This is a genomic window from Streptomyces sp. GESEQ-4, from assembly GCF_017948455.1.
GTDB lineage: Bacteria > Actinomycetota > Actinomycetes > Streptomycetales > Streptomycetaceae > Streptomyces.
Map to the genome: position 1 here is coordinate 210,802 of NZ_JAFFSU010000010.1, position 24,238 is coordinate 235,039.

Below are 24,238 nucleotides of genomic sequence, written 5' to 3' on the forward strand. Positions count from 1 at the left end.
AGGAGCACCCTGCCCATGACCAGCCCCTATGTGCGCGAGATCACGCGCGAGGACCATCTCGCCCACCTTCGGCTGCACCCCGACGCGAGCCATCTCCAGATCCCCGAGTGGGCCGATGTGAAGCCCGGCTGGCTCGGGCAGAGCGTCGGCTGGTTCGAGGGCGAGTCGCTGGTCGCCACCGCGCTCGTGCTGTACCGCCCGCTGCCCGGCACCCGGCGCTTTCTCGCCTACCTCCCCGACGGCCCCGGCATCGACTGGCGCACCCCGCGGCTGGAGCTCTGGCTGGACCCGCTCGTCGCCCACCTGGAGCGGGAGGGCGCGTTCGCGGTCCGGATCGGGCCGCCCGTCGTCGTACGGTGCTGGGATCCCTCCGTCGTCGCAGCGGGCGTCGCCGATCCCGCCGTACGGCATCTGCGGGAGCTGCCCGCGGCCGACATAGACGGGTTCGCGCTGGACGCCGGGGAGCGGCTGCGGCAGCTCGGGTGGCGGCGCTGCGAGGAGGACGAGGGCAGTGGTTTCGGCCTGGGGCAGCCGCGGTTCGGCTGTCTGATACCGCTGCAGGAGCGCTCGGTGGACGATCTGCGCGCCGCCCTCGCCCCGCACTGGGAGCAGGCCCTGAGCACCGCCGAGTCGGCGGGCGTCCGGGTCGTCACGGGCACCGGCGGCGACCTGCCCGAGTTCCACCGCCTGTACACCGCGACCGCCGCCCACGACGGCTTCAAGGCCCGCCCGCTGGACTACTTCCAGCGCATGTGGAAGGCCCTGAACGCGGAGGACGGCGACCGGGTGCGCCTCTACCTCGCCGAGTACGACGGGGAGGTCCTCTCCGCCGCGTTCATGATCAACGTCGGCTCCCGGTCCTGGCACTCGTACGCCGCCTCCGGCCGCCGGGGCCGTCAACTGCGGCCCAGCAGCGCGCTGTTGTGGCGGATGCTGTACGACGCGTGGGCGGCCAACGCCGAGACGTACGACCTGCGCGCGATCACGCCCACCCTCACCGAGAGCCGGCTGCTCGGCCGGCTGCTGTTCAAGACGGGGGTGGGTGGCATGGCCGTGGAGTACCTCGGGGAGTGGGAGAAGCCGGTGGGCACCCAGGGCAAGGTGCTGCAGCGGGCGGTGAAGGCCTACCTGGGACGCAGGTGAATCAAGCCATTCATCTGCCCTGCTCATCTGCCCTGGAAGGAGGCCGCCGTCTGCCTGATCTGCGGGAGCAGGGCGCTGAGGGCGGCGCCGGGGCAGTTCGTCATGAAGCCGTCCTTGTGGCCCGCGAGGGCGGGGAGCTTGGCGGTCGTTCCGGCCGCGTACCGGCTGAGGCCGTTGCTGGAGACCAGGGGCACGTTCGCGCGCGGGTCGATTCCGGACAGGCCCAGCTTCCAGGCGGCGAGACGGGCGATCGCGTCGGTCATGGCCTGCGGCACGGGCACGCCCGCCGTGAAGGTGCCGAGGGCGGCGATGCCGGTGGTGCCGTGGTTGAAGCCCTGGGTGTGGGCCCCGGTGACCGGGCGGTCGACGCCGCCCGCGCGGCCCTCGTAGATCGTGCCGCAGCGGTCGACGAGGAAGTTGTAGCCGATGTCGTCCCATCGACGGGAGCCGGTCTGCCCCGCGTACAGGTGGCGGATGATGCGGGGCGCGTCGGCGCAGGCGTAGCCGTTGGGCGAGTCGGTGTGGTGGACGAAGACGGCAACGACCTCGGGGTCGTAGCGCGGCGGCGGCTGGGTACGCCGCGCGCTGCCGTCCAGCCAGGCCGACCTCGGCACGATGTGCGGCTTCGCCGCGGAGTACGGCGTGGTGGCGGACCGGGCCGCGACCGGCCGTGCGGACGCGCCGCCGGTCCGCTCCACACCGCTCGCACACAGCGCCAGCGCGGCGACCGCGGCCAGCCCGGGCAGAGCGCCGAGCAGCACCCGGACGGCAGCCGGTATGGGGACGGCGATGTGCGGTGTGCGTACGGCACGGCGTCTTCGTGACCCTCGTGCCCTTCGGAAGACACGCATGACCTCACTGTCGGCCGGATCCGTTCCGCCCGCGATGTGTGCTGTGCCACCTGGTGGAACCAACGTCCGGGTCCGGGACGTTTTTGCGGGTACACGCACGCGTGGCTGGGGACCAAGGAGCCCTGGAGCGCCCCGAAGGGGCGCGGGGCTGTATCGATGTGCGGCTCCGCCGCGTGGGCGCGACAAGCCACGACGAACCCGCAGACGACCGACGGCCAAACGCGGCCCAACCCGCGGAGCGCATGGCTGATCACTGGGCCTCTTCCTCGCGTATTAAGGGGTCCGAGAGAAAGGCGGCCTGGTGGACCTGCTCGACATCCTGCTGTTGCTGCTGATCCTGGCCTACGCGGCGTCCGGCTACCGGCGCGGACTGGTGGCCGGCTGTGTCTCACTGGCCGGCTTCGTCGGCGGTGCGGTGATCGGCGTGTGGATCCTGCCGTGGATGGTGGACCTGGCGGAGCCGGGTACGACGACGGCGACGGTGACCGCCGTGCTCACGGTGCTGGTCCCCGCGGTGGTCGGCCATGAACTGGCGGGCCGACTCGCCCTGCGGCTGCGGCGGGAGCTGGACCAGGGGCCGCTGCGGGTGGCCGACGGAGTGGGCGGCGCCGTGGCGAACTCGGTGGCCGTGCTGATCGTGGCATGGGTGGCCGCGAGCGTCCTGGGCGCGTCCTCGTCCTCGCTGGTCACCACCGCGATCCGGGACTCGCGGCTGCTCGGGGCGGTGCAGGACACCATGCCCGAGGCGACGCCCGGCTGGTTCTCCCGGGCCACGTCCGCGCTGACCGAGGCGGGCTTCCCGCAGGTCTTCAACCCGTTCGAGAGCGAGTCGACGGCCCAGGTCGCCGAGCCCTCCGGCGACAGCGTCACCGCCCGCGCCACCAACGCCGCCAAGCTCAGCACCGTGAAGGTCGAGGGCGTCGCCGGCACCCAGGGCCGCGAGGGCAGCGGCTTCGTCTACGCGGACGAGCATGTGATGACCAACGCGCACGTGGTGGCCGGCATCGACGACCCGAGCGTCCGGGTCGGCGGGGTCGGGCGGTCGTACGAGTCACGCGTCGTGCTCTTCGATCCGGAGAAGGACGTGGCCGTGCTGTACGTGCCCGATCTGCGCGCCCCCGTCCTGCGGTTCGACGACGAGGCCGCGCGCGGCGACGCGGCGGTGGTCGCGGGCTACCCGGAGGGCGGCGACCTCAACCTCCAGGCGGCGACCGTCGCCAACCGGGTGCGGGCGACCGGCCAGAACATCTACAACAACGACACGGTCACCCGTGAGATCTACTCGGTCCGCTCGACGGTCCGCCCCGGCAACTCCGGCGGCCCGCTGCTGACCACCGACGGCCGGGTGTACGGCGTCGTCTTCGCCCGCTCCACCTCCGACGCGCAGACGGGCTACGTCCTCACCGCCGACGAGGTCGCGGAGGACGCCCGCCGCGCGGCGGACGCGACGGCAGCGGTGGACACGGGCGAGCTGGTCACGACGTAGGGAACCGAGGCAGCGGCTATACGAGGCTGCGCCCCATGCACACATCGTCCACGTACTCGCCGGCCAGGAAGAACTCCTCCGGCAGTACGCCCTCCACCGCGAAGCCCTCCGACTCGTAGAGCTTGCGGGCCGCGGTGTTGTGGCCCAGGACGCGCAGGGTGATGCGGCGGGCCCCCTGCCGCCGTGCCTCGTCCTGCGCGGCCCGCAGCAGTGCCCGCGCGACTCCGGCGCCGCGCGCCTCCTCGGCGACCGCGAGACCCTGGATCTGGCGGACGTGGGAGTTGCACGCGAGCGGCGTCGGGAACCCCAGCCGGATGTAGCCGACGACAGCCCCGTCGAGCTCGGCGACGAGATGGTCGCGCGGCCCGAACCGGTCGTTGTAGAAGGGCTCGTACGGCGGCTGGGGGCGCGGCTGGACGGCGTGCAGCGTCGACCAGGTAACCCGGTCGAGGCGGCCGAGCGTCTCTTCGTCGTCGAGGGTCGCGTGGCGTATGTACGGGACAGGCATGGCGGCCACCCTATGACGGCGCCCCGGTCCGGCTCCGCCCATGCCCCCGTCCGCGCTTTGTCGCATCCCTGCGGTCATGCTGGTCCCCATGGAGCGTTCGCGAATCGCGGTGGCCGGTGCGTCCGGTCTGATCGGCAGTGCCCTGGTGCGGTCCCTGACCGCGGACGGACACGAGGTGGTACGCCTGGTGCGCCGCGCGCCCCGGGCGCGGGACGAGGTCTACTGGGACCCCGAGGCACGGCGGGTGGACGCGGCCGGGCTCGCCGGATGCGACGCCGTGGTCAACCTCGCGGGCGCCGGGGTCGGCAGCCGGCGCTGGACGGACGCGTACAAGACGAAGATCCGCCGCAGCCGCGTCCTGGGCACCTCGGCGCTGGCGGAGGCCATCGCCTCCTTGGACACCCCGCCGCGGGTCTTCGTCAACGGCAGCGCGCTCGGCTTCTACGGCGAGACGGGCGACCGCCCGGTCGACGAGAGCGCCCCGCACGGGGAGGGTTTCCTGCCCGAGCTGTGCGTGGAGTGGGAGGGCGCGACGGCCCCCGCGCAGCAGGCGGGCGTACGAACGGTGTTCCCGCGCACGGGACTTGTGGTGGCCCGCGAGGGCGGCGCCTGGGCCAGGCTGTTCCCGCTCTTCAAGGCCGGGCTCGGCGGGCGGATGGGCGACGGACGGCAGTACTGGTCGTTCGTCTCGCTGCACGACGAGGTGGCCGCGATCCGCCATCTCATCGACACCGACGGGCTGTCCGGGCCGTTCAACGTGACCGCCCCGGAGCCGCTGACGAACCGTGAGATCACCGCGGCGATGGGACGCGTGCTGCACCGGCCGACGCTGTTCACGGTGCCCGCGCCCGTGCTGCGGACCGTGCTCGGCGAGATGGCCGGGGATGTGCTGGGCAGCGCCCGGGTGCGGCCGACCCGGCTGCTGGAGTCGGGCTTCACCTTCGCCTTCCCGGACATCGAGGGAGCGATCCGGGCCGCACTGTGAGGCGTACGGCCCCTCGCTGCTCGTATGCGACCGTCGTGCGACCGTGCCCGGTCGATGCGCGACTTCATTTGGCCGATCAGCGCCCTAACCTCGAGCCGAACTCGGGTATCCCCGGAGTCTGTTGGGGGCATGACGTCTCCACCGGCCGCGCAACCTCGAGGAGGGGCACGTGCTTGAGCCCACGTACCAGGCGGACGTCGTCATCGTGGGGGCCGGGGTCGCCGGCCTCTCGGCGGCTCATCGGCTGACCAGCGCAGGAGTAACGACCGCGGTCCTGGAGGCCGCCCCTTACGTGGGCGGCCGGATGTCGACCGAGAAGGTCGACGGATTCCGGCTCGACCGCATCGGACAGCTGCTGACGATGCCCTCGATGGCATATCCGGAACTCGGCCTCACTCCAGGGCTCGACGCACTGGTCCTGCGCCCGTTCGCGCCGGGTGTCCTGGTGCACAGCGGCGGAGTGCGCCACCGCGCGGGCGCCCCGGCGAACGGAGGGGGCGCAAGGGGCGCACTCCACGCCGTGCGCGCCCTGGCGAGCGCCCCCCTGCCGAACTCCATGCGCACCTTGCCGACGTCCGCGCCCCTGGGCCGCGGCACACCGCCGGGCACCCCCCGGAACCGGCCGGCCACCCCGCGCCCCCGGACCGGCGCCCCCCTCGGCACCGCCGTCGACCAGGCCCGTCTCGCCGCCTCGCTCGCCCGGCTCGCGGGCACGCCCGTCGAACGCCTGCTGTCCCGCCCCGAGTTGCCGGCCGGTGAGGCCCTCGCCGCCCGCGGCCTCCCCGCGCGCACGATCGACGGCTTCCTGCGCCCGCTGCTCGCCGCCCTGCTGTGCGACCCGGAGCTGACCACGTCCAGCCGCTGCGCTGACCTCGCTCTGCGCGCCTTCGCCGGCGGACGGCTGTGCGTGCCGGAGGGCGGCGCCGAGATGCTGCCGGAGCTGCTGGCCCGGACGCTGCCGCCGGGCACCGTGCACACCGGCGTACGCGTCACTTCGGTCGCCACCACCTCGGTGACCACAGCCGAGCACGGCGAGTTCCCCTGCCGGGCCGTCCTGGTGGCCACCGACGCCCGCACCGCCGCCGACCTCCTGCCCGGCCTGCGCGTCCCCGGCTTCCACCCCGTCACGGTCGTCCACCACACCACGGACGACCCACCGCAGACCGGCCCCGCCCTCCTCCTCGACGCCGACCGAGGCGGCCCGGTGGCTCACACTGCGGTAGTCAGCGAGATCGACCCCACCCGGGCCCCCGCAGACCGCGCCCTGATCTCCTCGACACTCCTCGGCACACCCCCACCGGACGCCGACACGGCCGTACGCACGCACCTCTCCCGCCTCTACGGCACCCCCACCACCCGCTGGGAAACCCTCGCCGTCCACCACACAGCCGAGGCCGTCCCCACCATGACCCCACCCCACGACCTACGCCGCCCCGTACGCCTCCTCGCAGGCCTCTACGTCTGCGGCGACCACCGAGACACCAGCACGGTCCAAGGCGCCCTGCACTCAGCCCACAGAGCATCAAAGGCAATCCTGACGGACTTGGGAGCAACGGGTTCATTGCACAGGGCGGACCCACACCCAACAACACAGGCCGCTTAAGACGCCGTAAGGGGCGCGGGGAACTGCGCGATCAACCACAACGAACCCGCACCAGGCACACAACAGCCGGAGCTACGGCGAATAGCTACCCGAACGCCGCGACCTTGTCGCGATACCCCCGCACAGGCGCCGCATCCTTATACGGCTCCAACCGCCGCTCAAAGTCCCGCACATACTCCACCGCCCGCACCGACCGCATCTCCGCCGCCGCCCCCGCCGCCTCCGCCCCCAACGCGCACGCCTGATCAAGCTCCCCCAGCCCGAGCCGCGCAGACGCAAGCACCACCCGGCAGAACAACCGACTGCGCGCATACGACGGCGCCCGCAACTGCAACGACCGCTCCGCATGCTGAGCCGCCGCACGAAACTGCTGCAGATCCCGATGACAGTGCCCGAACTCATCCGCGAGCTGCGCCTCGTCGAAGAACCGCGCCCAGTGCGGCACTTCATCGCCGGGCCGAGCCGCCTCCAGCGCCCGCTCGGCCCGCACCAGCGAGGCCGTGCACGCCCGCACCTCGCCCAACACCCCATGCCCACGCGCCTCGACCGCGTGCAGCAGCGCCTGCACGACGGGCGGCGCGGTCGTCCCGACCCCCTGCTGGGCCACCCGCGCCAGCTGTACGGCCTCCCGTCCGTGCCCGAGATACACGGCCTGCCGGCTCATGGTGATCAGCACGAACGAGCCGTACGCCCGGTCCGCCGCCGCCTGCGCCAGTCGCAGCGCCTGCACGAAGTACCGCTGGGCGAGCCCGTGCGCGGCGATGTCGTACGACGTCCAGCCCGCGAGCCGGGTCAGATCGGCGGCGGCCGCGAACAGGCGGCGGCCGGTCTGCTCGCCGTACGTGCCGCGCAGCATCGGCTCGCACTCGTGTTCCAGATAGCGCACGAGGGCCTGCCGGGCGTGGCCGCCGCCGTACATGTCGTCCAGGGTGCGGAACAGCTCGCCGACCGAGCGGAGGGCGGCGATGTCTCCGCCGGTGACCCGCTGGCCGGGGCCGCGGTCGGCCTGGCCGCGCTGGCGGGGCAGGACCGGGCGGCCCTGTGCGGGGACGCGGGCGGGTTGCTCGCCGCGGGCCACCTTGTCGTCGGCGCGGCCGATCAGCCAGTCCCGGCTGGGCACGACGAGCCCGGCCGCGGTGAACGCGATCTTGCGCAGCTCGGCGTGGCTGCCGGAGTCCTTGCGCCACAGCCCGCTGACGATGTCGACGGCCTCCTCGGGGGTGCCGGCGAATTCCAGCCCGGCGTACACCGGCGCACAGGCGTCGAGGCCGAGATCCTGGGCGGTGAGCCGCCGCCCGAGCCGCCGGGTGAACACCTCGGCGATGAGTGCGGGCGTCGTCCCCCGGGGCTGCTGGCCGCGCAGCCACCGGGTCACGGATGTCTTGTCGTATCTGAGGTCCAGCCCGTGTTCGAGTCCGAGCTGGTCCACTCGACGGGCGAGACCCGCGTTGGAGAACCCCGCTTCTGCGATGAGCGCGGCGAGCTGTCGGTTGGGAGTGCGCTGCGCGGGTCGTTCCGTCATCTGCGGTACGGTCTCCTGCCTTTCGGGCCTGGCCTCTGTGAACGGCGCGAATGTAGCGGAGAGTAAGCAAGCAATCACATCCTTCTCCGGCTATTCATCCGATCGTGTGAGGATTGCCCCCAGGACTGACGGGCATCGAGCGGACGTACAGTGGCGTGGGCGCGTTACGTGCCTGACACAGCCATCTTTGAGGGAGGCGCTTGCCGTGAGTGGGTTGCGGTTCGTCCGGATGGGATTCGGAGCGGAGGCCGTCGAGTACCAGGAGGCGTGGGACGAGCAGCGCCGGGTGCACGCCGCGCGCTTCGCGGACGAGGTCCCCGACACCGTGCTGCTCCTGGAGCACCCCGCGGTGTATACGGCGGGCCGCCGCACGGCCGACGACGAGCGCCCCCTCGACGGCACCCCCGTCATCGACGTGGACCGCGGCGGCAAGATCACCTGGCACGGACCGGGCCAGCTGGTGGGCTACCCCATCCAGAAGCTCCCGCGTCCGGTGGACGTCGTGGCGCATGTACGACGCCTGGAAGAGGCCCTGATCCGCACCTGCGCGGAGTTCGGCCTGGAGACCAGCCGGGTCGAGGGCCGCAGCGGAGTGTGGGTCCTCGGCGACCCGGTCGAGCAGCGCCCCGCCCTCGGCGGACTGTCCCTGGACTTCGACCCCCGGCTGCACGACGAGGAGTTCGACCCTCGCCTCAACGGCCCCGAGTACGCCCCCTCCAACGCCGGCCAGCGCCGCGAGGACCGCAAGATCGCCGCGATCGGCATCCGTGTCGCCAAGGGCGTGACGATGCATGGCTTCGCCCTGAACGTGAACCCGGACAACAAGTGGTTCGACCGCATCATCCCGTGCGGCATCCGCGACGCGGGCGTGGCCTCGCTGGCGAGCGAACTCGGCCGGGACGTGACGATCGACGAGGTGCTGCCGGTCGTAGAGCGGCACCTGCGGGATGTGCTGGAGAACGCGGAGTTGCGGCCGCGGCTGATCGAGCGGGCGTCCGCGTAGCACCGTTCGGCCTACGCAGCCGGGCGGTGGGCGGCAGGAATGCACCAACGTTCCGCAAGGTTGGCCACTCCGGGGACCGAAAACGCACGGGCGTACGCTGGTGTACGCCGAAGAATCGAAGCTACAGGGAGCCAGTCGTGTCCGCAGTCGCACCCGACGGACGCAAGATGCTGCGCCTGGAGGTCCGGAACGCCCAGACCCCCATCGAGCGCAAGCCCGAGTGGATCAAGACCCGGGCGAAAATGGGTCCCGAGTACACGAAGATGCAGAGCCTCGTGAAGAGCGAGGGCCTGCACACGGTCTGCCAGGAAGCCGGCTGCCCCAACATCTACGAGTGCTGGGAGGACCGCGAGGCCACCTTCCTCATAGGCGGCGACCAGTGCACCCGGCGCTGCGACTTCTGCCAGATCGACACCGGCAAGCCCGAGGCCCTCGACCGCGACGAGCCCCGCCGGGTCGGCGAGTCCGTGGTCACCATGGACCTCAACTACGCCACCATCACCGGCGTCGCCCGCGACGACCTGGAGGACGGCGGCGCCTGGCTGTACGCCGAGACGGTCCGCCAGATCCACGAGCAGACGGCTTCCCGCGAGGACGGCCGCACCAAGGTCGAGCTGCTCGCCCCGGACTTCAACGCCGTACCGGAGCTGCTGGAGCAGGTCTTCGCCTCCCGCCCCGAGGTCTTCGCGCACAACGTCGAGACGGTCCCCCGGATCTTCAAGCGCATCCGCCCCGGCTTCCGCTACGAACGCTCGCTCGCGGTCATCACCGCCGCCCGCGACTACGGCCTGGTCACCAAGTCGAACCTCATCCTCGGCATGGGCGAGACCCGCGAGGAGGTCAGCGAGGCGCTGCGGCAGCTGCACGACGCCGGCTGCGAGCTGGTCACCATCACGCAGTACCTGCGGCCGAGCGTCCGGCACCACCCGGTGGAGCGCTGGGTCAAGCCGATGGAGTTCGTGGAGCTGAAGGACGAGGCCGAGCAGATCGGCTTCTCGGGCGTCATGTCCGGCCCGCTGGTCCGCTCTTCGTACCGCGCCGGGCGGCTGTACCAGATGGCCGTGGAGAAGCGTGGCGCGTACGTCGCGTCGCAGGCTGTCTGACATCTCGTCACCTGCCTTGCCCCGCACGGCGTGGGCAAGCGTGTGAATTCGCGCACAAGACACTACCCGCCGGTAATGCCGGAATCGACGCGGCTCTGAACGTCCTCGCAGATGGAGGCGTGCCTCAGGGCCGCGTCAGGGTTTTCGGCCCTCGCATCAAGGTTTCATTGGCGTTTGACCGGTCGGTCACGCCCTGGTAACACCATTCAGTGACGCTCGACTCACGCCACGTACACCCGCATCCGCTGCCATTCCGAGGGGGGACCTCCAAGATGCAGGCCGCGCCCGTTCGCGCCACCGCCATCCCGTCCGTCACCGACGCACTCCGCGCCGTCGAGTCACTGCTGATGAGCAGCGGCCAGCGCACCGCCCGTCGTAACGCCTGGACCTCCGTCCTGGAGGACCGCCGCCGCGCCAAGGACCGGGTCGAGGCACAGCGCGTCCTGGAGCAGGCCCTCGCCGGACGCTCCTGACCCGGCACCCCTGAAGCTCCCCCTCCCCTTCGTTCCGGGCACTGCCGTCGTCCGCGCTCCCGGGGCCACGTAGACTTCGTGGCATGGCGAGGAAGGACACGGCAGCGGATGCTGCGAACCCCGGGCGACTGAAGCAGATCGCTCTGACCTACAAGATGACCCGCAGGGCCGACAAGAAGATCGGTCTTGTACTCGCGGCAGTCGGAATCGTCACCCTCGGTGTCTTCCTCGCGATCGGTTTCTTGATCGGTCACCCCATTTACCTCGGCATCCTGGGCTTCCTGCTCGCCTTCCTCGCGATGGCGATCGTGTTCGGGCGCCGGGCCGAGCGGGCCGCCTTCGGGCAGATGGAGGGACAACCGGGCGCTGCCGCGGCGGTACTGGACAACGTCGGCCGGGGGTGGACGACGACCCCCGCGGTGGCGATGAACCGCAGCCAGGACGTGGTGCACCGGGCCGTCGGCAAGGCCGGCATCGTGCTGGTCGCCGAGGGCAACCCGAACCGGGTGAAGAGCCTGCTGGCCGCCGAGAAGAAGAAGATGAACCGCATCGTCGCGGACGTGCCGGTGCACGACATCATCGTCGGCACGGGCGAGGGCCAGGTCGAGCTGAAGAAGGTGCGGACCACCATGCTGAAGCTGCCGCGCGTGCTGACCGGCCCCCAGGTGACGGCCACCAACGACCGGCTGCGCGCCATGGGCGACCTGATGAGCAACATGCCGATGCCGAAGGGCCCGATGCCGAAGGGCATGAAGCTGCCGAAGGGCGGCCCGAAGGCCCGCTGACACCAGAGGGAGCTCAGGCCAGCGTCCTGAAGTCCCGGTCGTAGTAGACCATCGGGGATCCCTCACCCAGCCGTACACCCGTCACCCGGCCGATCAGGACCGTATGGTCCCCGGCCGGGTGACGTGCGTATGCCTCGCAGTCCAGCTCGGACAGGGCCCGCTCGACCGTCGGCAGTCCGCCGGGGCCGAGCCGCATCCCGCCCGCCGCGAACTTGTCGGTGCCCTTCGTGGCGAAACGCAGGGCGAGCGGCTGGTGGACGGGGGTCAGCACACTCACCGCGAAACGGTCGCAGCGCGCGAACGACCACGCCGAGTCGGCCGAGTTCGCCAGGCACACCAGGACCATCGGCGGCTCCAGCGACACCGAGCAGAACGAACTGGCGGTGAATCCGCGCGGGATGCCGTCCTGGCACCGGGTGGTCACCACCACGACGCCGGAGGGAAAGCGGGCCATCGCGGCCCGGAACTCCCCGGGCGCCACCACCGCTTCCGCCAGGGCGACGTCATCCGGTACGGCTATGTCATCCGGTATGTCTGTGTCCTGCTGCTCCGTCATGCGGCCGCACCACCTGTTGGCCTCGGCGTGTTCAAGGTCGACTATGAGGCCGCCGCCCCTGCCCAGCAACCGGAGTCAGACGGACCTGAGCGCCCAGGCGCCGTAGGCCGCACCGGTGGACTCGAAGGAGAGTGCCACATGGGAGGCGGCGCTGTTCACGTCCCGCCAGAAGCGCTGCACGGGGTCGGTGGCGGACTGTCCGGACGTCCCGCTGGTGCGGAAGACCCGGCCGACCGCCGAGACCAGCAGCTCCACCGCCAGCGCGAGATCCCGGGCCCCGCGGACCGCCGCCTCGCCCTCCGGCGGGGTCTCGATGCCGTCGGCCACCGCCGCGGTACGCCGGACGAGGAGTTCCGCGGCGTCCACCTCGGCGGCCGAGCGGGCCAGGGAGACCTGCGTCGAGGGCATCTCGCGGACGGCCCGGCCCCGCCGGTCGACCCGGGAGGCGGTCCGCTCGACCCAGGCACGCATCGCGCCCCGCACGGCGCCGACCAGCGGGGCGGCGAACGGCAGTGAGTTCACGGCGTACATCGGCACGATGTGGCAGCGCGCGTCCGACGCGGGGGCCCGCCCGGCATGGACGGCGGAGCGGGCCAGGGTGCGGTGCTCGGGCACGTGGACGTCGGTCAGGACCAGGGTGTCGCTGCCGGTCCCGCGCATGCCCACGGAGAACCAGCTCTCGGTGATGGTGAAGTCGGCCTTCGGCACCGCGAAGTACCGCACTTCGGGCCGTCCGTCGGCGGGCTGCTCATCCGGTACGGCCGCGCAGGCGAGCGCCCAGTCGGCGAAGTGCACCCCGCTGATGTACTTCCACTCGCCGCTCAGCCGCCAGCCGCCGGCCACGCGCTCCGCCGTGCCGGACGGCATGAGCGCGGCGGCCACCAGGGCGTCCGGGCCGTCCGCCCAGATCTCCGCCTGGCCCTCGGCGGGCAGGAACGCCGCGTACCGTCCCGCGTAGGCGGCCAGCGACGCCGCCCAGGCCGCCGACGTACACCCCTGTCCGACCACGAAGACCGCCGAGGTCAGCTCGGTGAAACCGCCCGCCGTGCCGCCGTGCGCCACCGGCACGAAGTGCCGCGCGAAACCGGCGTCCCGCACCGCGTGGACCACCTGCGGCGAGAGGCGCCGGGCGGCCTCCGCCTCCTCCGTGTGCCGGGCCGCGATGTCGGCGACCTGCGACGCCCGGGCCACGATCGTCGACATGTTGTCGTACGACATATTGTCCAACCACCTCCGCCGATATGGCGGCAGTGTTCCGAACGCGGTTCGACGGGGACAGGACCCCGGGCCGTGGCCGGTCCGGCCGTCACCCGACCGGCGTCATATGTGAAGACAGTCGCGGCTCAGATCCGTACCTCGACCGTGCGCGCCAGCCGGTCGTGCAGCCCCCGGCCGTCGCGGTCCCAGATCAGAGCGGGAATAGCGACGCACAGCAGGGCCGAGCGCAGCAGGGCGCGCACCGGGTTGACCGTGCCGGTGTCCAGGTGGACGACGCGCAGGCCGAAGAGGCGCTTGCCGGGGGTGAAGCCGATCGTGCCGACGGTCAGGACGCTCATGGCGAAGAAGACGAGCAGGGCCCAGTTCCCGGTCGCCTGCCCGTAGCCGTCCGTGATGAGGCCGTATGCGATCAAGACGCACAGCGCCCAGTCCACGGCGAGGGCGCTGAGGCGGCGGCCGGGGCGGGCGATCGAGCCGGGCCCCTCCTCCGGGAGACCGAGCTGCTCCCCCCGGTATCCGAAGTCGGCACCGGCGTCCTCCATGGCCGCGCGGGGGCCGGACAGCCACGATCCGATTGCTTGCCTCTTGTCCACGCGTACACGGTACTGCGGCCATGCCCGGCCAGGGCACGGCGGGGTGATTCCGGGCTACGGTGGAACCGGGCCGGTTAACTTGTGCGAAACAAATGGGTCACGCCCGAGAAATCACGCGTCCCTAGGGTCGAGGTCAGCGTGTGCCACCGCACTGGCCGCACGAACGAACTACCACCCCGGCGGGACGGTCGGGAGTAGGAGGAGCTGGATGTTCCAGAACGCCGACGAGGCCAAGAAGTTCATCGCGGACGAGGACGTCAAGTTCATCGACGTCCGCTTCTGCGACCTCCCGGGCGTCATGCAGCACTTCACGGTGCCTGTCGATGCGTTCGACCCGGATGACGAGCTGGCGTTCGACGGCTCCTCGATCCGTGGCTTCCAGGCCATCCACGAGTCCGACATGGCGCTGCGCGCGGACCTGTCGACCGCCCGGGTCGACGCCTTCCGCCGTGACAAGACGCTGAACATCAACTTCTTCATCCACGACCCGATCACCGGCGAGCAGTACAGCCGTGACCCGCGCAACGTGGCGAAGAAGGCCGAGGCGTACCTCGCGTCCACGGGGATCGCCGACACCGCGTACTTCGGTCCCGAGGCCGAGTTCTACGTCTTCGACAGCGTCCGCTTCGCGACCCGCGAGAACGAGTCCTTCTACCACATCGACTCCGAGGCCGGCGCCTGGAACACCGGTGCCCTCGAGGACAACCGCGGCTACAAGGTCCGCTACAAGGGCGGCTACTTCCCGGTCCCGCCGGTCGACCACTTCGCCGACCTGCGCGCCGAGATCTCCCTGGAACTGGGCAAGGCCGGCCTCCAGGTCGAGCGCCAGCACCACGAGGTGGGCACCGCCGGCCAGGCCGAGATCAACTACAAGTTCAACACGCTGCTCGCCGCCGCCGACGACCTCCAGCTCTTCAAGTACATCGTGAAGAACGTCGCCTGGCGCAACGGCAAGACCGCGACCTTCATGCCGAAGCCGATCTTCGGTGACAACGGCTCGGGCATGCACATCCACTCGTCGCTGTGGACGGGCGGCTCGCCGCTCTTCTACGACGAGTCCGGCTACGCGGGCCTGTCGGACACCGCCCGCTACTACATCGGCGGCATCCTCAAGCACGCCCCGTCGCTGCTGGCCTTCACCAACCCGACGGTGAACTCGTACCACCGTCTGGTCCCGGGCTTCGAGGCGCCGGTCAACCTGGTGTACTCGCAGCGCAACCGCTCCGCCGCGATGCGTATCCCGATCACGGGCTCCAACCCGAAGGCCAAGCGCGTCGAGTTCCGCGCGCCCGACTCCTCCGGCAACCCGTACCTCGCCTTCTCGGCCCTGCTCCTCGCGGGCCTCGACGGCATCAAGAACAAGATCGAGCCGGCCGAGCCGATCGACAAGGACCTGTACGAGCTGGCTCCCGAGGAGCACGCGGGCGTCCCGCAGGTCCCGACCTCCCTCCCGGCCGTCCTCGACTCCCTCGAGCGCGACCACGAGTTCCTCCTCCAGGGCGACGTGTTCACCGCCGACCTGATCGAGACGTGGATCGACTTCAAGCGCACGAACGAGATCGCGCCACTGCAGCTGCGTCCGCACCCGCACGAGTTCGAGCTCTACTTCGACGTGTGATCGACACCTGTGCCTCCGGCGGCGCCCCCGTTCCTGGTTCCCCAGGGCGGGGGCGCCGTCGTATCTTGGGGGTACGACTGTTCGAGGAAGGCAACGGGGATGTCCGAACGGCACGACGGGGAGCGGGAGTTCGACCTGCGATGGGCGGACTCGGCCGAGCACAAGGAGCCCTCGGCGCGCGCTCGGATGCTGGCCGCGCGGTGGAAGGAGAATCCGCCGGGACCGGTGCCGTTCCGGGCGGACCCGGGTCCGGTGCGGCGCCGTCGCCGCTCGTCCCGGATGCGGAGCAGGAGCCCTCGCCGCTCGTCCTGGATATCGACGGCGATCGTGCTCGGCTCGGTGGCCGCGATCATCGTGCTTCTCGGGTACCTGAACTTCCGGCCGACCTACTGAGGACGCTCACAGCTTCCCTTTGCGGGCCCTAGAACTGATCACAACCGTGTCATGGCATGGCCGGGTGCACACTGGCAGTGGGGCGAGTGCCTGACTGCCGAGGTGATGCAGATGCAGAGCCGATTCCGGAACGACCGGGGCCTGACCGCGCGGATGACGGTCACGCTTTTTCTGCTCGGATTGCTGTACGTGGCCTTTGTCGCGGCGCTGATCGTGCTGCTGAAGTCCTGGGTGCTGGTCGTGGTGGTCGCGGCGGGGTTCCTCGGGGCGCAGTACTGGTTCTCCGACCGGATCGCGCTCTTCGCGATGCGCGGGCGGGTCGTGGAACGCGAGGAGTATCCGGAGCTGCACGCGGTGATCGACCGGCTGTGCACGCTGGCGGATCTGCCCAAGCCGACGGTCGCCGTGTCCGATATGGACATGCCGAACGCGTTCGCCACCGGGCGCAACGCGGACAAGTCCGTGATCTGCGTGACCACCGGTCTGCTACGGCGTCTGGAGCCGGCCGAGCTGGAGGGTGTGCTGGCGCACGAGCTGTCGCATGTGGCGCACAAGGACGTCGCCGTGATCACGATCGCGTCGTTCCTCGGCGTGATCGCCGGACTGATCGTGCGGTTCGCCTTCTACTCGCAGCTCTTCGGCGGCGGACGCCGTGACCAGAACACCGCGGTCGTCTTCATGGCGGTGATGGGTGTCTCCGCGGCCGTCTACGCGCTCAGCTTCCTGCTGATCCGGGCCCTGTCCCGGTACCGGGAGCTGGCGGCGGACCGGGCGGCGGCGCTGCTGACCGGCCGTCCCTCGACCCTGGCGTCCGCGCTGACCAAGGTGTCGGGCGACATCGCCCGGATCCCGACCAAGGACCTGCGCACGGCCCAGGCCTTCAACGCCTTCTACTTCACCCCGGCCCTGGGCAAGGAGCCCGGCATCGCCCGGTACTTCTCCACCCACCCCAGCCTGGAGCAACGGCTCGACCAACTGGCGCGGATCTCCGCCGAGTTGGGCGAGACCGCGGCTCCCGGAAGGGCGTGAGCATGGGATTGCTGGACATCCTGCTCGGTCGTACGAAGCCGGTCGCGCCCGACCTCGACCAGCTCTTCGCCCTGCCGTCGGCGGCGGTGACGCTCCAGGCGGCGGCCTCCTTCACACCGACCGGGCGGGGGGCGGTGTGCTTCGCCACGGTCGAGGGCGCGGCCTTCGAGCAGACACACCGCGAGGTCCAGGCGCTGCTGGACGCGGACTCGGATCGCGACGGCCCGCCGGTGGAGTTGCGGCGCGACAAGTACGGCTACTCCTGGCTGGTCTCGCACCGCGCCCCCGACGAACTGCCGCTCCTGGTCAACGACCTGCACGCGGTGAACAGCTCGATGGAGGTCAACGGCTTCGGCCCGCAGCTGCTGTGCTCACTGATGGGCTTCCGCCACACAGCCGACGACCAGCCGCTGGCGCTGGTCTACCTCTACAAGCGTGGCACCTTCTACCCGCTGTGTATGCTTCCTGGCCAGCACAAACGCGATAATTCACTGGAACTGCAGGTAGCCCCGCTACTGAAGAACGACTTGCGCATCGAGGAGGACAAGACGCGCTGGTTCCCGCTCTGGGACGCACCGGGGTTGATCGACTGAACATTCACCCGAAGGTGTCTACAGATACAAGGGTGAGCCTTGTATAGATGACGCAGCACATACGCTCCCCCGCTGTGACCACCTTTGACGTGACGACGGACACCTTGGCTCGGCAGAAGCCGGTCAGAGTCCTGATAGCCCTGCGAATCAGCTACCTGACCGACGAATCCACCAGCCTTGAGCGGCAGCTTAAGGACGCCCGCGAGTACATCTCGAAGAAGGCCGCACTGGGCCTGAACTGGGTCGAGGTCGGTGTAGCCCGAGACGTACACGTATCTGCGACGAAGCAACATCCACTTGACCGTACCGAGCTCGGAAACTGGCTCAAGGAGCGCGCTCCGGAGTTCGATCTCATCCTGTTCTGGAAGCTGGACCGGTTCATCCGCAAAGTGACAGACATGCAGGACATGCTCCGTTGGGCGGACGCTCATGGAAGGAAGACTTTCGCCTCGGTCACTGAGCCGATCTTCGACATGACCGGCCCCCTCCAACGCGCGATCATCACCCTCTTCTCCGCTCTCGCGGAGTTGGAGGCCAAGAACACGTCCGTGAGGGTCAAGAGCTTCCGAGAGAGCATCCGCGAGCAGCAGCGCTGGCCGGGAGGCATGCCGACGTATGGCTTCGAGGTCTACACAGGAGAAGACGGAGCCGCGCGTCTCCGCCAGAACCCCCATCAGGTGAACGTGATTCGGGAAATCGCCAACCGACTCGTCACCACGAGGGACACACCAGCGATCGTCGCTGACGACCTCAACGCCCGGAAGGAGCCCACTCCGCGGGGCGCACGTCCGTCAAGCCGCATCGTGGAATCAGGTCGCGCGTACCAGTGGACGGCGGCAGGTCTTCGAAAACTACTCAAGAACGAAGCCCTCATGGGCTGGAAGATGGAGAGTCGCCAAGTCCCTGGCAAGAAGTACTTCGAGAGCACTCCCATCATCGACTCCACCGGCAACAAGATCCGCATGGCCGAGCCGATCTTCACTGACAAGGAGTGGAAGACACTTCAGGACCACCTCAACGAGCGCTCGTTCTCCGTGTCCTCGCCCAAACACGTCACTCCGTTTCTGGACGTGATCCTTTGCGGGTACTGCAAGGGCAAGATGCGTCTGCACGTGTCCCGCAGGGAGACCAAGACCGGCCGCAAAGAGTACCCGAAGTTCCGATGTGTCAGCCCGCGCAAAGTGGGTGACAGGACGCGGTACGGGTGCGATCAACAGGAGTCCTGGGACCCGGGCAGGCTGCTGGCCGCCTTCGAGGAACATTTACTCAAACAGTTGGGAGACGCCGAGGCAGAGGAGCGAATCTACGTCGTAGGCGATGAAAACGAGACTCGCATGCGGGAGATCGAGGAACTCGTGCCTGTCATCATGGCGGACATGGGACCGGGACGACGGTACGCGACAGCGCTGCTGCGTCCTCAGGCAGAAAAGCTGCTCGACAACCTGAGCGCCGAGTACGAGGGCCTGAGAAGGATGCCGACCGGCGACCGGTGGGAGTACCGCAGCCTCGGCAAGACGTGGCGAGAGATGTGGGAGGCGAGCAAGGTACCCGAACTGGAGAAGCTAATGCGCAGGAATGGCGTGCAGTTCCTCTGTTACCCGGACTCTTTCGAACTGGTCACCCCCGCACGCCTCATGGTTTGAGGTACACGTACGAAGGCGGCCCTCGGCAACGACCTGCGGATCGAGCAGGATCTCAGCCGCTGGTTCCCGGTGTGGGGCGCCCCCGGTCTGTGACCGGCGGCGCTCACCACTGCGGGTCTCACTTGCTCTTCTGGGCCTTCTCGCGCTCCTGACGGCGCGACTCGAAGGGGCGCTCGCGGCGGTAGCGGCGCTCCCACTTGGCCTGCTTGTCCCGGCGGTCGCGGTACGTGCGGTAGTCGGACGGCGCCGGGCCGGACCCGCCCGAGGGGGAGGTCGGCGAGGAACCGCGTCCGTACTGCACGTACAGGAAGAGCACCGCGACGGCGGCGAGCCAGTAGAGGTGGTTTCCGAACCCCAGAACGACCAGGACCGCGGTCCCGGAAAAGATGATGGTGCCCATGACGGGCCTCCGTGGGCGTGGGTGATCAGTAAGCGGTGACGAGATGTTCCGACGCGGCGCTGGGGGTGGGCGACCGGCCGTCGGTGCGTAGAGAGTAGCCCCGCGTCCGCAAGGTGATGCCTGTCCTGCGGCAAGCGATGGGGAGCAGCTCCGCTATGCGTGTCCAGCGTAGGGAAGCGGTCACGCGGTGTGCATCTGCTTTTCCCGGCGTGAATAAATGGGCGCATGAGTGAACCGCTTCTGTCGCCCTTTGCGCACGAACACAACGGTGAACTGCTGAGTGGGGTGTACGGCGGCGACGATCGCCCGGACGAGCGGCCCACCGTCATTCTCCTGCACGGCGCGGGCGTACTCGGCAGCAAGGAGCGACTGCTCCCGGTGCTCGGCGATTTCGTCGCCCGTGGGTGCCGTGGCCTCGCCTTCGACTTCTCGGGACACGGCGAAAGCAGCGGCGAGCTGCGAGAGTTGAGTCTGCGCCGGCGCTTCGAGCAGGCCGTGTCCGTGATCGACGCGCGCGCGTGTGGCCCGTTGGTGCTGGTCGGGTTCAGCATGAGCGGCCAGACGGTGGCCGACCTCGCCCGGCATTACGGCGAGCGGGTTGTGGCGCTCGGCCTGTGCGCACCCGCCGTGTACGCGTCCGAGGCGTGGGACGTGCCGTTCGGGGACGGCGATGGCCGGTTCAGCGAGCTCATCCGTACGCCGGACAGCTGGCGCGCCTCCCCCGCACTGGACGCGCTTCGGGCGTACGAGGGCCGGGCGGTCCTCGCGGTGCCCGGTACGGACGCGGTCATCCCGCCCGTCGTGACGGAGGCGGTCCAGGAGGCGCTGGCCACGCGCGCGCAGTTCACGCGCTTCGAACTGCCCGAGGCGGAGCACATGCTGGGCCAGTGGTTCCGGGAACACGCGGACGACCGGCGGAGGTTCGTGGACGCCGTGCTGACCGGCCTCGGCGACGGCGGCTGGAGGCGACCCGCGCCTGGGTGGCCAAGCAGCTCCCCCACGACCGTACGGCCGTCACCACCCGTTTCCTGACGGGCGGTTGGAGTTCCCAGACACGCCGGTTCATCCTCGACGACGGCAGCGCCCGCGTTCTGCGGACCTTCGTGAAGCCTTTCTTCCGACACCACGCGCCCGGCCTGCTCACGCGCGAATCATCCGTACTCGCTCTGCTCGCCGGGCGGGAGGGCGTTCCGGCTCCCGAACCGATCGCCGTCGACGCCACGGCCGAACACTGCGACCACCCTTCATTGTTGCGCCGTACGGGTCGACGAAGACGATCCCGACCGGCGCCTCGACCTCCTCGCGGCCCAACTCGTCCACCTCCATGGGCTCGTACCGGACGAGCGTCCGCGTCCCTACCAGGCGGGGACGTCATCCGCCGCGATCCTCCTACGAGGGCTGTTTCCTGCACCGGGACTTTCATCCCGGGAACGTGCTGTTCACCGGTGCGGGCGCCGGCTCGCGGAGGGACCGGACCATCTCTACTGGCGGCTGCTGGACGCTTTGGCCTACGTCCCCGGTGCGGCCAGGCTGGCGGGCCCATGGCGGGAGCTGGGCCGGACCGACCTGACGGCGGAGGTGCTGGGCGGGCTGCTGCGGCAGTACGGGTTATCCGGGGCGAAGGTGTGCGCCACGCCCGATTGTCAGTGGCGTCCGCGAAGATGCAGGCACGGTTGTGATGTGACGGGTGGAGGCCGGTATGGGTGACGGGCGGCGGTACGTCGACGTGGTGGAGCGGCGGGTGCGGGTGGGGTTGCGGCATCGGCTGGTGGGGGCGGCGCGGGCGGGGGCGCCGGAGGAGGTTGCCGGCTCGCTGGTCGCGCTGCACGGCACCGATCCGGCGACGGTGTATCTGGCGGTGGGTGCGCGGCTCGGGGATGCGGGGCGGACGGTGGCCGAGACGGGGCGGGCGTTGTACGAGGACGGCAGCCTGGTGCGGATGCATGGCATGCGGAACACCGTGTTCGTGTTTCCGACGGATCTGACGGCGGTCGTGCACGCCTCCACGGGAATCGCCGTCGCCGCCCGTGAACGCGCCAACCTGCTCAAGCAGATGGCGGCGGGCGGGGCGCCGGACGCGGCCTGGCTCAAGGAGGTCGAGGAGGCCACGCTGGCCGTGCTGGAGCGGCGGGGGCAGGCGACGGCGGCCGAACTCGCCCAGGGCGAGCCGCGGTTGAGACAGCAGTTCCGGTACGGAGCCGGGAAGAGCTACGAGGGGCTGCACACCGTCTCGACACGGCTGCTGCGGCTGCTGGGCCAAGAGGGCAAGGTCGTACGCGGCAGGCCGCTCGGCTCCTGGACGTCGTCCCAGTTCCGCTGGGCCCCGGCACCCCCGCATCCCGAACTGGACATCGCCGGCGCTCAGGCCGCTCTCCTCGACCGCTGGCTGGCGGCATGCGGCCCGGCCACCGAGGCCGACCTCAAGTGGTGGACCGGCTGGAGGGTGACCGAGGTGCGCCGGGCGCTCGAGGCGATCGGCGCCGAAGAGGTGCGGCTCGACGAGGGCACCGGCTATGTCACCGCCGGTGACACCGGCCCGGTGACCGGGCCCGCCGAACCCTGGGCCGCCCTGCTGCCCGCCCTCGACCCGACGGCGATGGGCTGGCAGCACCGTGACTGGTACCTCTCCCCCGATCTGCGCCCCGCCCTCTTCGACCGCAGCGGCAACGTGGGCCCGACGGTGTGGTGGAACGGCCGGGTGATCGGGGGGTGGGCCCAGCGGGCCGACGGCGAGATCGTGTGGCGGGTGCTGGACGAGGAGGGCGTCGGCGGCGAGGCGGAGGCCGCGATCGTGGCCGAGGCGGAGCGGTTGCGGGGGTGGGTGGGGGCGACGCGGATCACGCCGCGGTTCCGGACGCCGCTGGAGCGGGAGTTGGCGGGGTAGGGAGAGGGCTGTCGGCGCCGGGCACCGCACCATGCGCGGCGCCCGGCCCCGGTCTCACCGGTTGTAACGCATGAACGCCCGGACCATATGGCACGTCGTGTCCGACGGCGGGTGGACGCCGATGAGTGCCGCGGTGCTCCGTATCGTCTCGTTGCGGGCCTGGTTCGGCATATACACGCCCGAGTCGAGCAGGGCGATGGCCAGCCGCATGGCCTTGAGGCGGCGGTTGTGGGTGACGTACCACTCGCGGGGACGGCCCGGCGGCAACGGGCGCTTCTCCACGGGTTCGTACGGCAGGTCGAGCAGGACGGGGCGCTTCGCAGTGGACTGCGTCGGCCTTGGCTTCAGTGCGGCAGCGGGCACAGGCATCCTCCTGTCGCGGTCAGGGTCTCGTCCGGGGACTTCGGCGGCCCCGGCGACACCCTCGAACACTGCTTCTAGTTTACTGCCCGGCACTGACATCCAGGGAGTCCACAGAGTCCATCAAATGCCCAGGTGAGCCAGGGAATTGCCGCTGTGTCACGCCAGGTCCGTGAGATGCGCGTGAGGCGGCGGAAATTCGAACAGAACGCCCGCTCAGGCCCGCCCATGCGCCTCCTGCGAGCGTCGAGCCAGTGCGTCGATGACCACGGCGGTGAAGAGCACCCCGCCCGTGATCATGATCTGGACTGCGGTGGGGGTGTCCGTGATCACCATGCCCGAGGCGATCGACTGGATGACCAGCATGCCGAGCACCGCGGACCAGGTCGTACCGCGCCCTCCGAACAGGCTGGTGCCACCGATGACGGCCGCCGCGATGGCATTGAGCAGCAGGAGGCCCGAGCCCGCCCCCTGACTCACGGACGTGATGCGCGAGGCCAGGAACAGGCCGCCGATCGCGGCCATGGTGCCGGAGACGGCGAGCACCGCGGTCTGCACCCTCGTCACACTGAGGCTGGCGCGACGGGCCGCCTCGATGCTGCCGCCGAGTGCGTAGACCTGCCGCCCGTAGTGCGTGCGGCGCAGAACGATGTCGAGGCCGGCCACCACCACGAGGAAGATCAGCAGGGCGAGCGGCAGACCCTGGAACCGGTTGAGCAGGTATGCGGCGGTGAACGCGATCGCCGAGAGGACTCCTGTGCGCACGATGATTCCCCGGAGCGAGCGGTACGGCATGCCCATGGTCCTGCGGCGCTGCCTGTCCTGGTAGGACACGAAGAAGACCAGGCCCGTGCCGACTGCCGCCAGGCCGTATGCAGCGGCGTCGTTGGTGAAGTAATGGCTCGTCAGCTTGGCGACGAGGCCGTTCTCGTCGAGATTGATGGTGCCACTGGTCCCGAGGATGTAGAGCATGAGGCCGTTCCAGGTCAGCAGCCCCGCGAGGGTGATGACGAAAGCCGGCACGCGGGTCTTGGCGACGGAGAAGCCCTGGACGGTTCCTGCCGCGGTGCCCGCGAGCACCGCGATGATGAGGGCCAGCCATTCCGGTACGCCGTTGTTCACGTTCAGGACGGCGAAGACCGCGGCCGCGAGGCCGCTGATCGAGCCGACCGACAGGTCCAGCTCACCGAGCAGCAGCACGAAGACGATGCCGACCGCGATGAGGCCCGTACCCACGATGTCCACGCTGAGATTGGACAGGTTCCGGGATGACAGGAAGCTGTCGTTGAGGGACTGGAAGGTGATCCAGACCGCGGCGAGGACCAGGACGACCGGGAGCGAGCCCAGCTCGCCGTCGCTCAGCTTGCGCCGCAGGACGGCGACCCACCTTTCCACGACCTGGGTGACGGCCCGTCCGCGGGGCGGCCGACGGGCCTCGGCGGTGGGCGCCGACGCTGCGGCCCGCGTGCTGCCCGCCCTGATGCGCATG

At 70.2% G+C, this 24,238-nt stretch carries 25 protein-coding genes and 1 pseudogene; 17 read left to right on the plus strand and 9 right to left on the minus strand.

Going from position 1 to position 24,238, the window contains the following annotated elements:
• Positions 1 to 15 precede the first annotated feature (15 nt).
• Complete coding sequence (locus KCH48_RS21175; RefSeq protein WP_210576225.1) at positions 16 to 1,143, plus strand: peptidoglycan bridge formation glycyltransferase FemA/FemB family protein; 1,128 nt, start codon at positions 16 to 18, stop codon at positions 1,141 to 1,143.
• Positions 1,144 to 1,166: 23 nt separating this feature from the next.
• On the opposite strand, the gene KCH48_RS21180 is transcribed toward KCH48_RS21175, so the two are convergent.
• Positions 1,167 to 1,994: a peptidoglycan recognition protein gene (locus KCH48_RS21180; RefSeq protein ID WP_210576226.1), complete on the minus strand. Its 828-nt coding sequence runs from the start codon at positions 1,992 to 1,994 to the stop codon at positions 1,167 to 1,169.
• A gap of 301 nt (positions 1,995 to 2,295) precedes the next feature.
• Between KCH48_RS21180 and KCH48_RS21185 the strand changes: the two genes are divergently transcribed.
• On the plus strand, positions 2,296 to 3,480 hold the full coding sequence (locus tag KCH48_RS21185; protein WP_210576227.1) for a MarP family serine protease: 1,185 nt from the start codon (positions 2,296 to 2,298) through the stop codon (positions 3,478 to 3,480).
• 16 nt (positions 3,481 to 3,496) lie between these two features.
• Here the strand turns inward: KCH48_RS21185 and KCH48_RS21190 are convergent, their stop codons facing one another.
• Positions 3,497 to 3,988, minus strand: coding sequence for a GNAT family N-acetyltransferase (locus KCH48_RS21190; RefSeq protein ID WP_210576228.1), 492 nt, complete (start codon positions 3,986 to 3,988; stop codon positions 3,497 to 3,499).
• 88 nt (positions 3,989 to 4,076) lie between these two features.
• Here KCH48_RS21190 and KCH48_RS21195 point away from each other — a divergent pair, with 88 nt between their 5' ends.
• Positions 4,077 to 4,973, plus strand: a complete 897-nt coding sequence (locus KCH48_RS21195; RefSeq protein WP_210576229.1) for a TIGR01777 family oxidoreductase — start codon at positions 4,077 to 4,079, stop codon at positions 4,971 to 4,973.
• Positions 4,974 to 5,142: 169 nt separating this feature from the next.
• A complete protein-coding gene (locus KCH48_RS21200) occupies positions 5,143 to 6,576 on the plus strand; it encodes an NAD(P)/FAD-dependent oxidoreductase (protein WP_210576230.1) in 1,434 nt (477 codons plus the stop codon).
• An 85-nt stretch (positions 6,577 to 6,661) separates the two neighbouring features.
• On the opposite strand, the gene KCH48_RS21205 is transcribed toward KCH48_RS21200, so the two are convergent.
• Positions 6,662 to 8,098: a regulator gene (locus KCH48_RS21205; protein ID WP_210576231.1), complete on the minus strand. Its 1,437-nt coding sequence runs from the start codon at positions 8,096 to 8,098 to the stop codon at positions 6,662 to 6,664.
• A gap of 205 nt (positions 8,099 to 8,303) precedes the next feature.
• On the opposite strand from KCH48_RS21205, the gene lipB reads away from it, so the two are divergent.
• The 4 genes from lipB (at position 8,304) to KCH48_RS21225 (ending at position 11,462) form a co-directional block, all read left to right on the plus strand.
• Positions 8,304 to 9,101: a lipoyl(octanoyl) transferase LipB gene (lipB, locus tag KCH48_RS21210; RefSeq protein WP_210576232.1), complete on the plus strand. Its 798-nt coding sequence runs from the start codon at positions 8,304 to 8,306 to the stop codon at positions 9,099 to 9,101.
• A gap of 137 nt (positions 9,102 to 9,238) precedes the next feature.
• Complete coding sequence (gene lipA, locus KCH48_RS21215; protein WP_210576233.1) at positions 9,239 to 10,204, plus strand: lipoyl synthase; 966 nt, start codon at positions 9,239 to 9,241, stop codon at positions 10,202 to 10,204.
• Positions 10,205 to 10,476: 272 nt separating this feature from the next.
• On the plus strand, positions 10,477 to 10,677 hold the full coding sequence (locus KCH48_RS21220; protein ID WP_210576234.1) for a hypothetical protein: 201 nt from the start codon (positions 10,477 to 10,479) through the stop codon (positions 10,675 to 10,677).
• An 83-nt stretch (positions 10,678 to 10,760) separates the two neighbouring features.
• Positions 10,761 to 11,462, plus strand: a complete 702-nt coding sequence (locus KCH48_RS21225) for a DUF4191 domain-containing protein (RefSeq protein WP_210576235.1) — start codon at positions 10,761 to 10,763, stop codon at positions 11,460 to 11,462.
• 13 nt (positions 11,463 to 11,475) lie between these two features.
• On the opposite strand, the gene KCH48_RS21230 is transcribed toward KCH48_RS21225, so the two are convergent.
• From KCH48_RS21230 to KCH48_RS21240, 3 genes are all read right to left on the minus strand, one after another.
• Positions 11,476 to 12,018 (minus strand): flavin reductase family protein, encoded by a 543-nt coding sequence (locus tag KCH48_RS21230; protein WP_210576236.1) that lies wholly within the window; start codon positions 12,016 to 12,018, stop codon positions 11,476 to 11,478.
• A 75-nt stretch (positions 12,019 to 12,093) separates the two neighbouring features.
• Entirely contained in the window at positions 12,094 to 13,236 is a 1,143-nt protein-coding gene (locus tag KCH48_RS21235) for an acyl-CoA dehydrogenase family protein (protein WP_210576237.1), read from the minus strand.
• A gap of 125 nt (positions 13,237 to 13,361) precedes the next feature.
• Positions 13,362 to 13,829, minus strand: a complete 468-nt coding sequence (locus tag KCH48_RS21240) for an RDD family protein (protein ID WP_210576238.1) — start codon at positions 13,827 to 13,829, stop codon at positions 13,362 to 13,364.
• Between the two features lie 208 nt (positions 13,830 to 14,037).
• Here KCH48_RS21240 and glnA point away from each other — a divergent pair, with 208 nt between their 5' ends.
• The 6 genes and pseudogenes from glnA to KCH48_RS43430 form a co-directional block, all read left to right on the plus strand.
• Positions 14,038 to 15,447, plus strand: coding sequence for a type I glutamate--ammonia ligase (glnA, locus tag KCH48_RS21245; protein WP_210576239.1), 1,410 nt, complete (start codon positions 14,038 to 14,040; stop codon positions 15,445 to 15,447).
• Between the two features lie 99 nt (positions 15,448 to 15,546).
• Positions 15,547 to 15,840: a hypothetical protein gene (locus KCH48_RS21250; protein WP_210576240.1), complete on the plus strand. Its 294-nt coding sequence runs from the start codon at positions 15,547 to 15,549 to the stop codon at positions 15,838 to 15,840.
• Positions 15,841 to 15,951: 111 nt separating this feature from the next.
• Entirely contained in the window at positions 15,952 to 16,869 is a 918-nt protein-coding gene (htpX, locus tag KCH48_RS21255) for a zinc metalloprotease HtpX (RefSeq protein ID WP_210576315.1), read from the plus strand.
• Between the two features lie 2 nt (positions 16,870 to 16,871).
• Positions 16,872 to 17,462, plus strand: a complete 591-nt coding sequence (locus KCH48_RS21260) for a hypothetical protein (RefSeq protein WP_210576241.1) — start codon at positions 16,872 to 16,874, stop codon at positions 17,460 to 17,462.
• 74 nt (positions 17,463 to 17,536) lie between these two features.
• Positions 17,537 to 19,105, plus strand: a complete 1,569-nt coding sequence (locus KCH48_RS21265) for a recombinase family protein (protein WP_210576242.1) — start codon at positions 17,537 to 17,539, stop codon at positions 19,103 to 19,105.
• Positions 19,106 to 19,111: 6 nt separating this feature from the next.
• Positions 19,112 to 19,198: pseudogene (locus tag KCH48_RS43430) on the plus strand (hypothetical protein); the annotation flags it as partial.
• 25 nt (positions 19,199 to 19,223) lie between these two features.
• Here the strand turns inward: KCH48_RS43430 and KCH48_RS21270 are convergent.
• On the minus strand, positions 19,224 to 19,505 hold the full coding sequence (locus KCH48_RS21270; RefSeq protein ID WP_210576243.1) for a hypothetical protein: 282 nt from the start codon (positions 19,503 to 19,505) through the stop codon (positions 19,224 to 19,226).
• A 225-nt stretch (positions 19,506 to 19,730) separates the two neighbouring features.
• Between KCH48_RS21270 and KCH48_RS42310 the strand changes: the two genes are divergently transcribed.
• Genes KCH48_RS42310 through KCH48_RS21280 form a run of 3 tightly spaced genes read left to right on the plus strand, consistent with a single transcriptional unit; the run spans position 19,731 to position 22,389 of the window.
• Complete coding sequence (locus tag KCH48_RS42310; RefSeq protein ID WP_246885607.1) at positions 19,731 to 20,537, plus strand: alpha/beta fold hydrolase; 807 nt, start codon at positions 19,731 to 19,733, stop codon at positions 20,535 to 20,537.
• Positions 20,486 to 21,184 (plus strand): phosphotransferase family protein, encoded by a 699-nt coding sequence (locus tag KCH48_RS43435; RefSeq protein WP_374104698.1) that lies wholly within the window; start codon positions 20,486 to 20,488, stop codon positions 21,182 to 21,184. The genes KCH48_RS42310 and KCH48_RS43435 overlap by 52 nt, the downstream gene beginning before the upstream one ends.
• A 20-nt stretch (positions 21,185 to 21,204) precedes the next feature.
• Positions 21,205 to 22,389 (plus strand): winged helix DNA-binding domain-containing protein, encoded by a 1,185-nt coding sequence (locus tag KCH48_RS21280; RefSeq protein ID WP_210576244.1) that lies wholly within the window; start codon positions 21,205 to 21,207, stop codon positions 22,387 to 22,389.
• Positions 22,390 to 22,443: 54 nt separating this feature from the next.
• Here the strand turns inward: KCH48_RS21280 and KCH48_RS21285 are convergent, their stop codons facing one another.
• Together KCH48_RS21285 and KCH48_RS21290 are read right to left on the minus strand one after the other, a co-directional pair.
• The gene (locus KCH48_RS21285; RefSeq protein ID WP_210576245.1) at positions 22,444 to 22,752 is read right to left on the minus strand and encodes a hypothetical protein; all 309 of its coding nucleotides are present in this window, start codon (positions 22,750 to 22,752) and stop codon (positions 22,444 to 22,446) included.
• A gap of 213 nt (positions 22,753 to 22,965) precedes the next feature.
• Positions 22,966 to 24,237, minus strand: coding sequence for a sugar ABC transporter permease (locus KCH48_RS21290; RefSeq protein ID WP_210576246.1), 1,272 nt, complete (start codon positions 24,235 to 24,237; stop codon positions 22,966 to 22,968).
• Position 24,238 lies beyond the last annotated feature (1 nt).

Bases quoted from the DNA above. Each gene is read 5' to 3' on its own strand.
- KCH48_RS42310 (WP_246885607.1), top strand. From the start codon at position 19,731: ATGAGTGAACCGCTTCTGTCGCCCTTTGCGCACGAACACAACGGTGAA.
- KCH48_RS21195 (WP_210576229.1), top strand. From the start codon at position 4,077: ATGGAGCGTTCGCGAATCGCGGTGGCCGGTGCGTCCGGTCTGATCGGC.
- KCH48_RS21235 (WP_210576237.1), bottom strand. From the start codon at position 13,236: ATGTCGTACGACAACATGTCGACGATCGTGGCCCGGGCGTCGCAGGTC.
- KCH48_RS21290 (WP_210576246.1), bottom strand. From the start codon at position 24,237: ATGCGCATCAGGGCGGGCAGCACGCGGGCCGCAGCGTCGGCGCCCACC.
- KCH48_RS21220 (WP_210576234.1), top strand. From the start codon at position 10,477: ATGCAGGCCGCGCCCGTTCGCGCCACCGCCATCCCGTCCGTCACCGAC.
- htpX (WP_210576315.1), top strand. From the start codon at position 15,952: ATGCAGAGCCGATTCCGGAACGACCGGGGCCTGACCGCGCGGATGACG.
- KCH48_RS21250 (WP_210576240.1), top strand. From the start codon at position 15,547: ATGTCCGAACGGCACGACGGGGAGCGGGAGTTCGACCTGCGATGGGCG.
- KCH48_RS21230 (WP_210576236.1), bottom strand. From the start codon at position 12,018: ATGACGGAGCAGCAGGACACAGACATACCGGATGACATAGCCGTACCG.
- KCH48_RS21280 (WP_210576244.1), top strand. From the start codon at position 21,205: ATGGGTGACGGGCGGCGGTACGTCGACGTGGTGGAGCGGCGGGTGCGG.
- glnA (WP_210576239.1), top strand. From the start codon at position 14,038: ATGTTCCAGAACGCCGACGAGGCCAAGAAGTTCATCGCGGACGAGGAC.
- KCH48_RS21180 (WP_210576226.1), bottom strand. From the start codon at position 1,994: ATGCGTGTCTTCCGAAGGGCACGAGGGTCACGAAGACGCCGTGCCGTA.
- KCH48_RS21205 (WP_210576231.1), bottom strand. From the start codon at position 8,098: ATGACGGAACGACCCGCGCAGCGCACTCCCAACCGACAGCTCGCCGCG.
- KCH48_RS21260 (WP_210576241.1), top strand. From the start codon at position 16,872: ATGGGATTGCTGGACATCCTGCTCGGTCGTACGAAGCCGGTCGCGCCC.
- KCH48_RS21190 (WP_210576228.1), bottom strand. From the start codon at position 3,988: ATGCCTGTCCCGTACATACGCCACGCGACCCTCGACGACGAAGAGACG.
- KCH48_RS21270 (WP_210576243.1), bottom strand. From the start codon at position 19,505: ATGGGCACCATCATCTTTTCCGGGACCGCGGTCCTGGTCGTTCTGGGG.
- KCH48_RS21175 (WP_210576225.1), top strand. From the start codon at position 16: ATGACCAGCCCCTATGTGCGCGAGATCACGCGCGAGGACCATCTCGCC.
- KCH48_RS21225 (WP_210576235.1), top strand. From the start codon at position 10,761: ATGGCGAGGAAGGACACGGCAGCGGATGCTGCGAACCCCGGGCGACTG.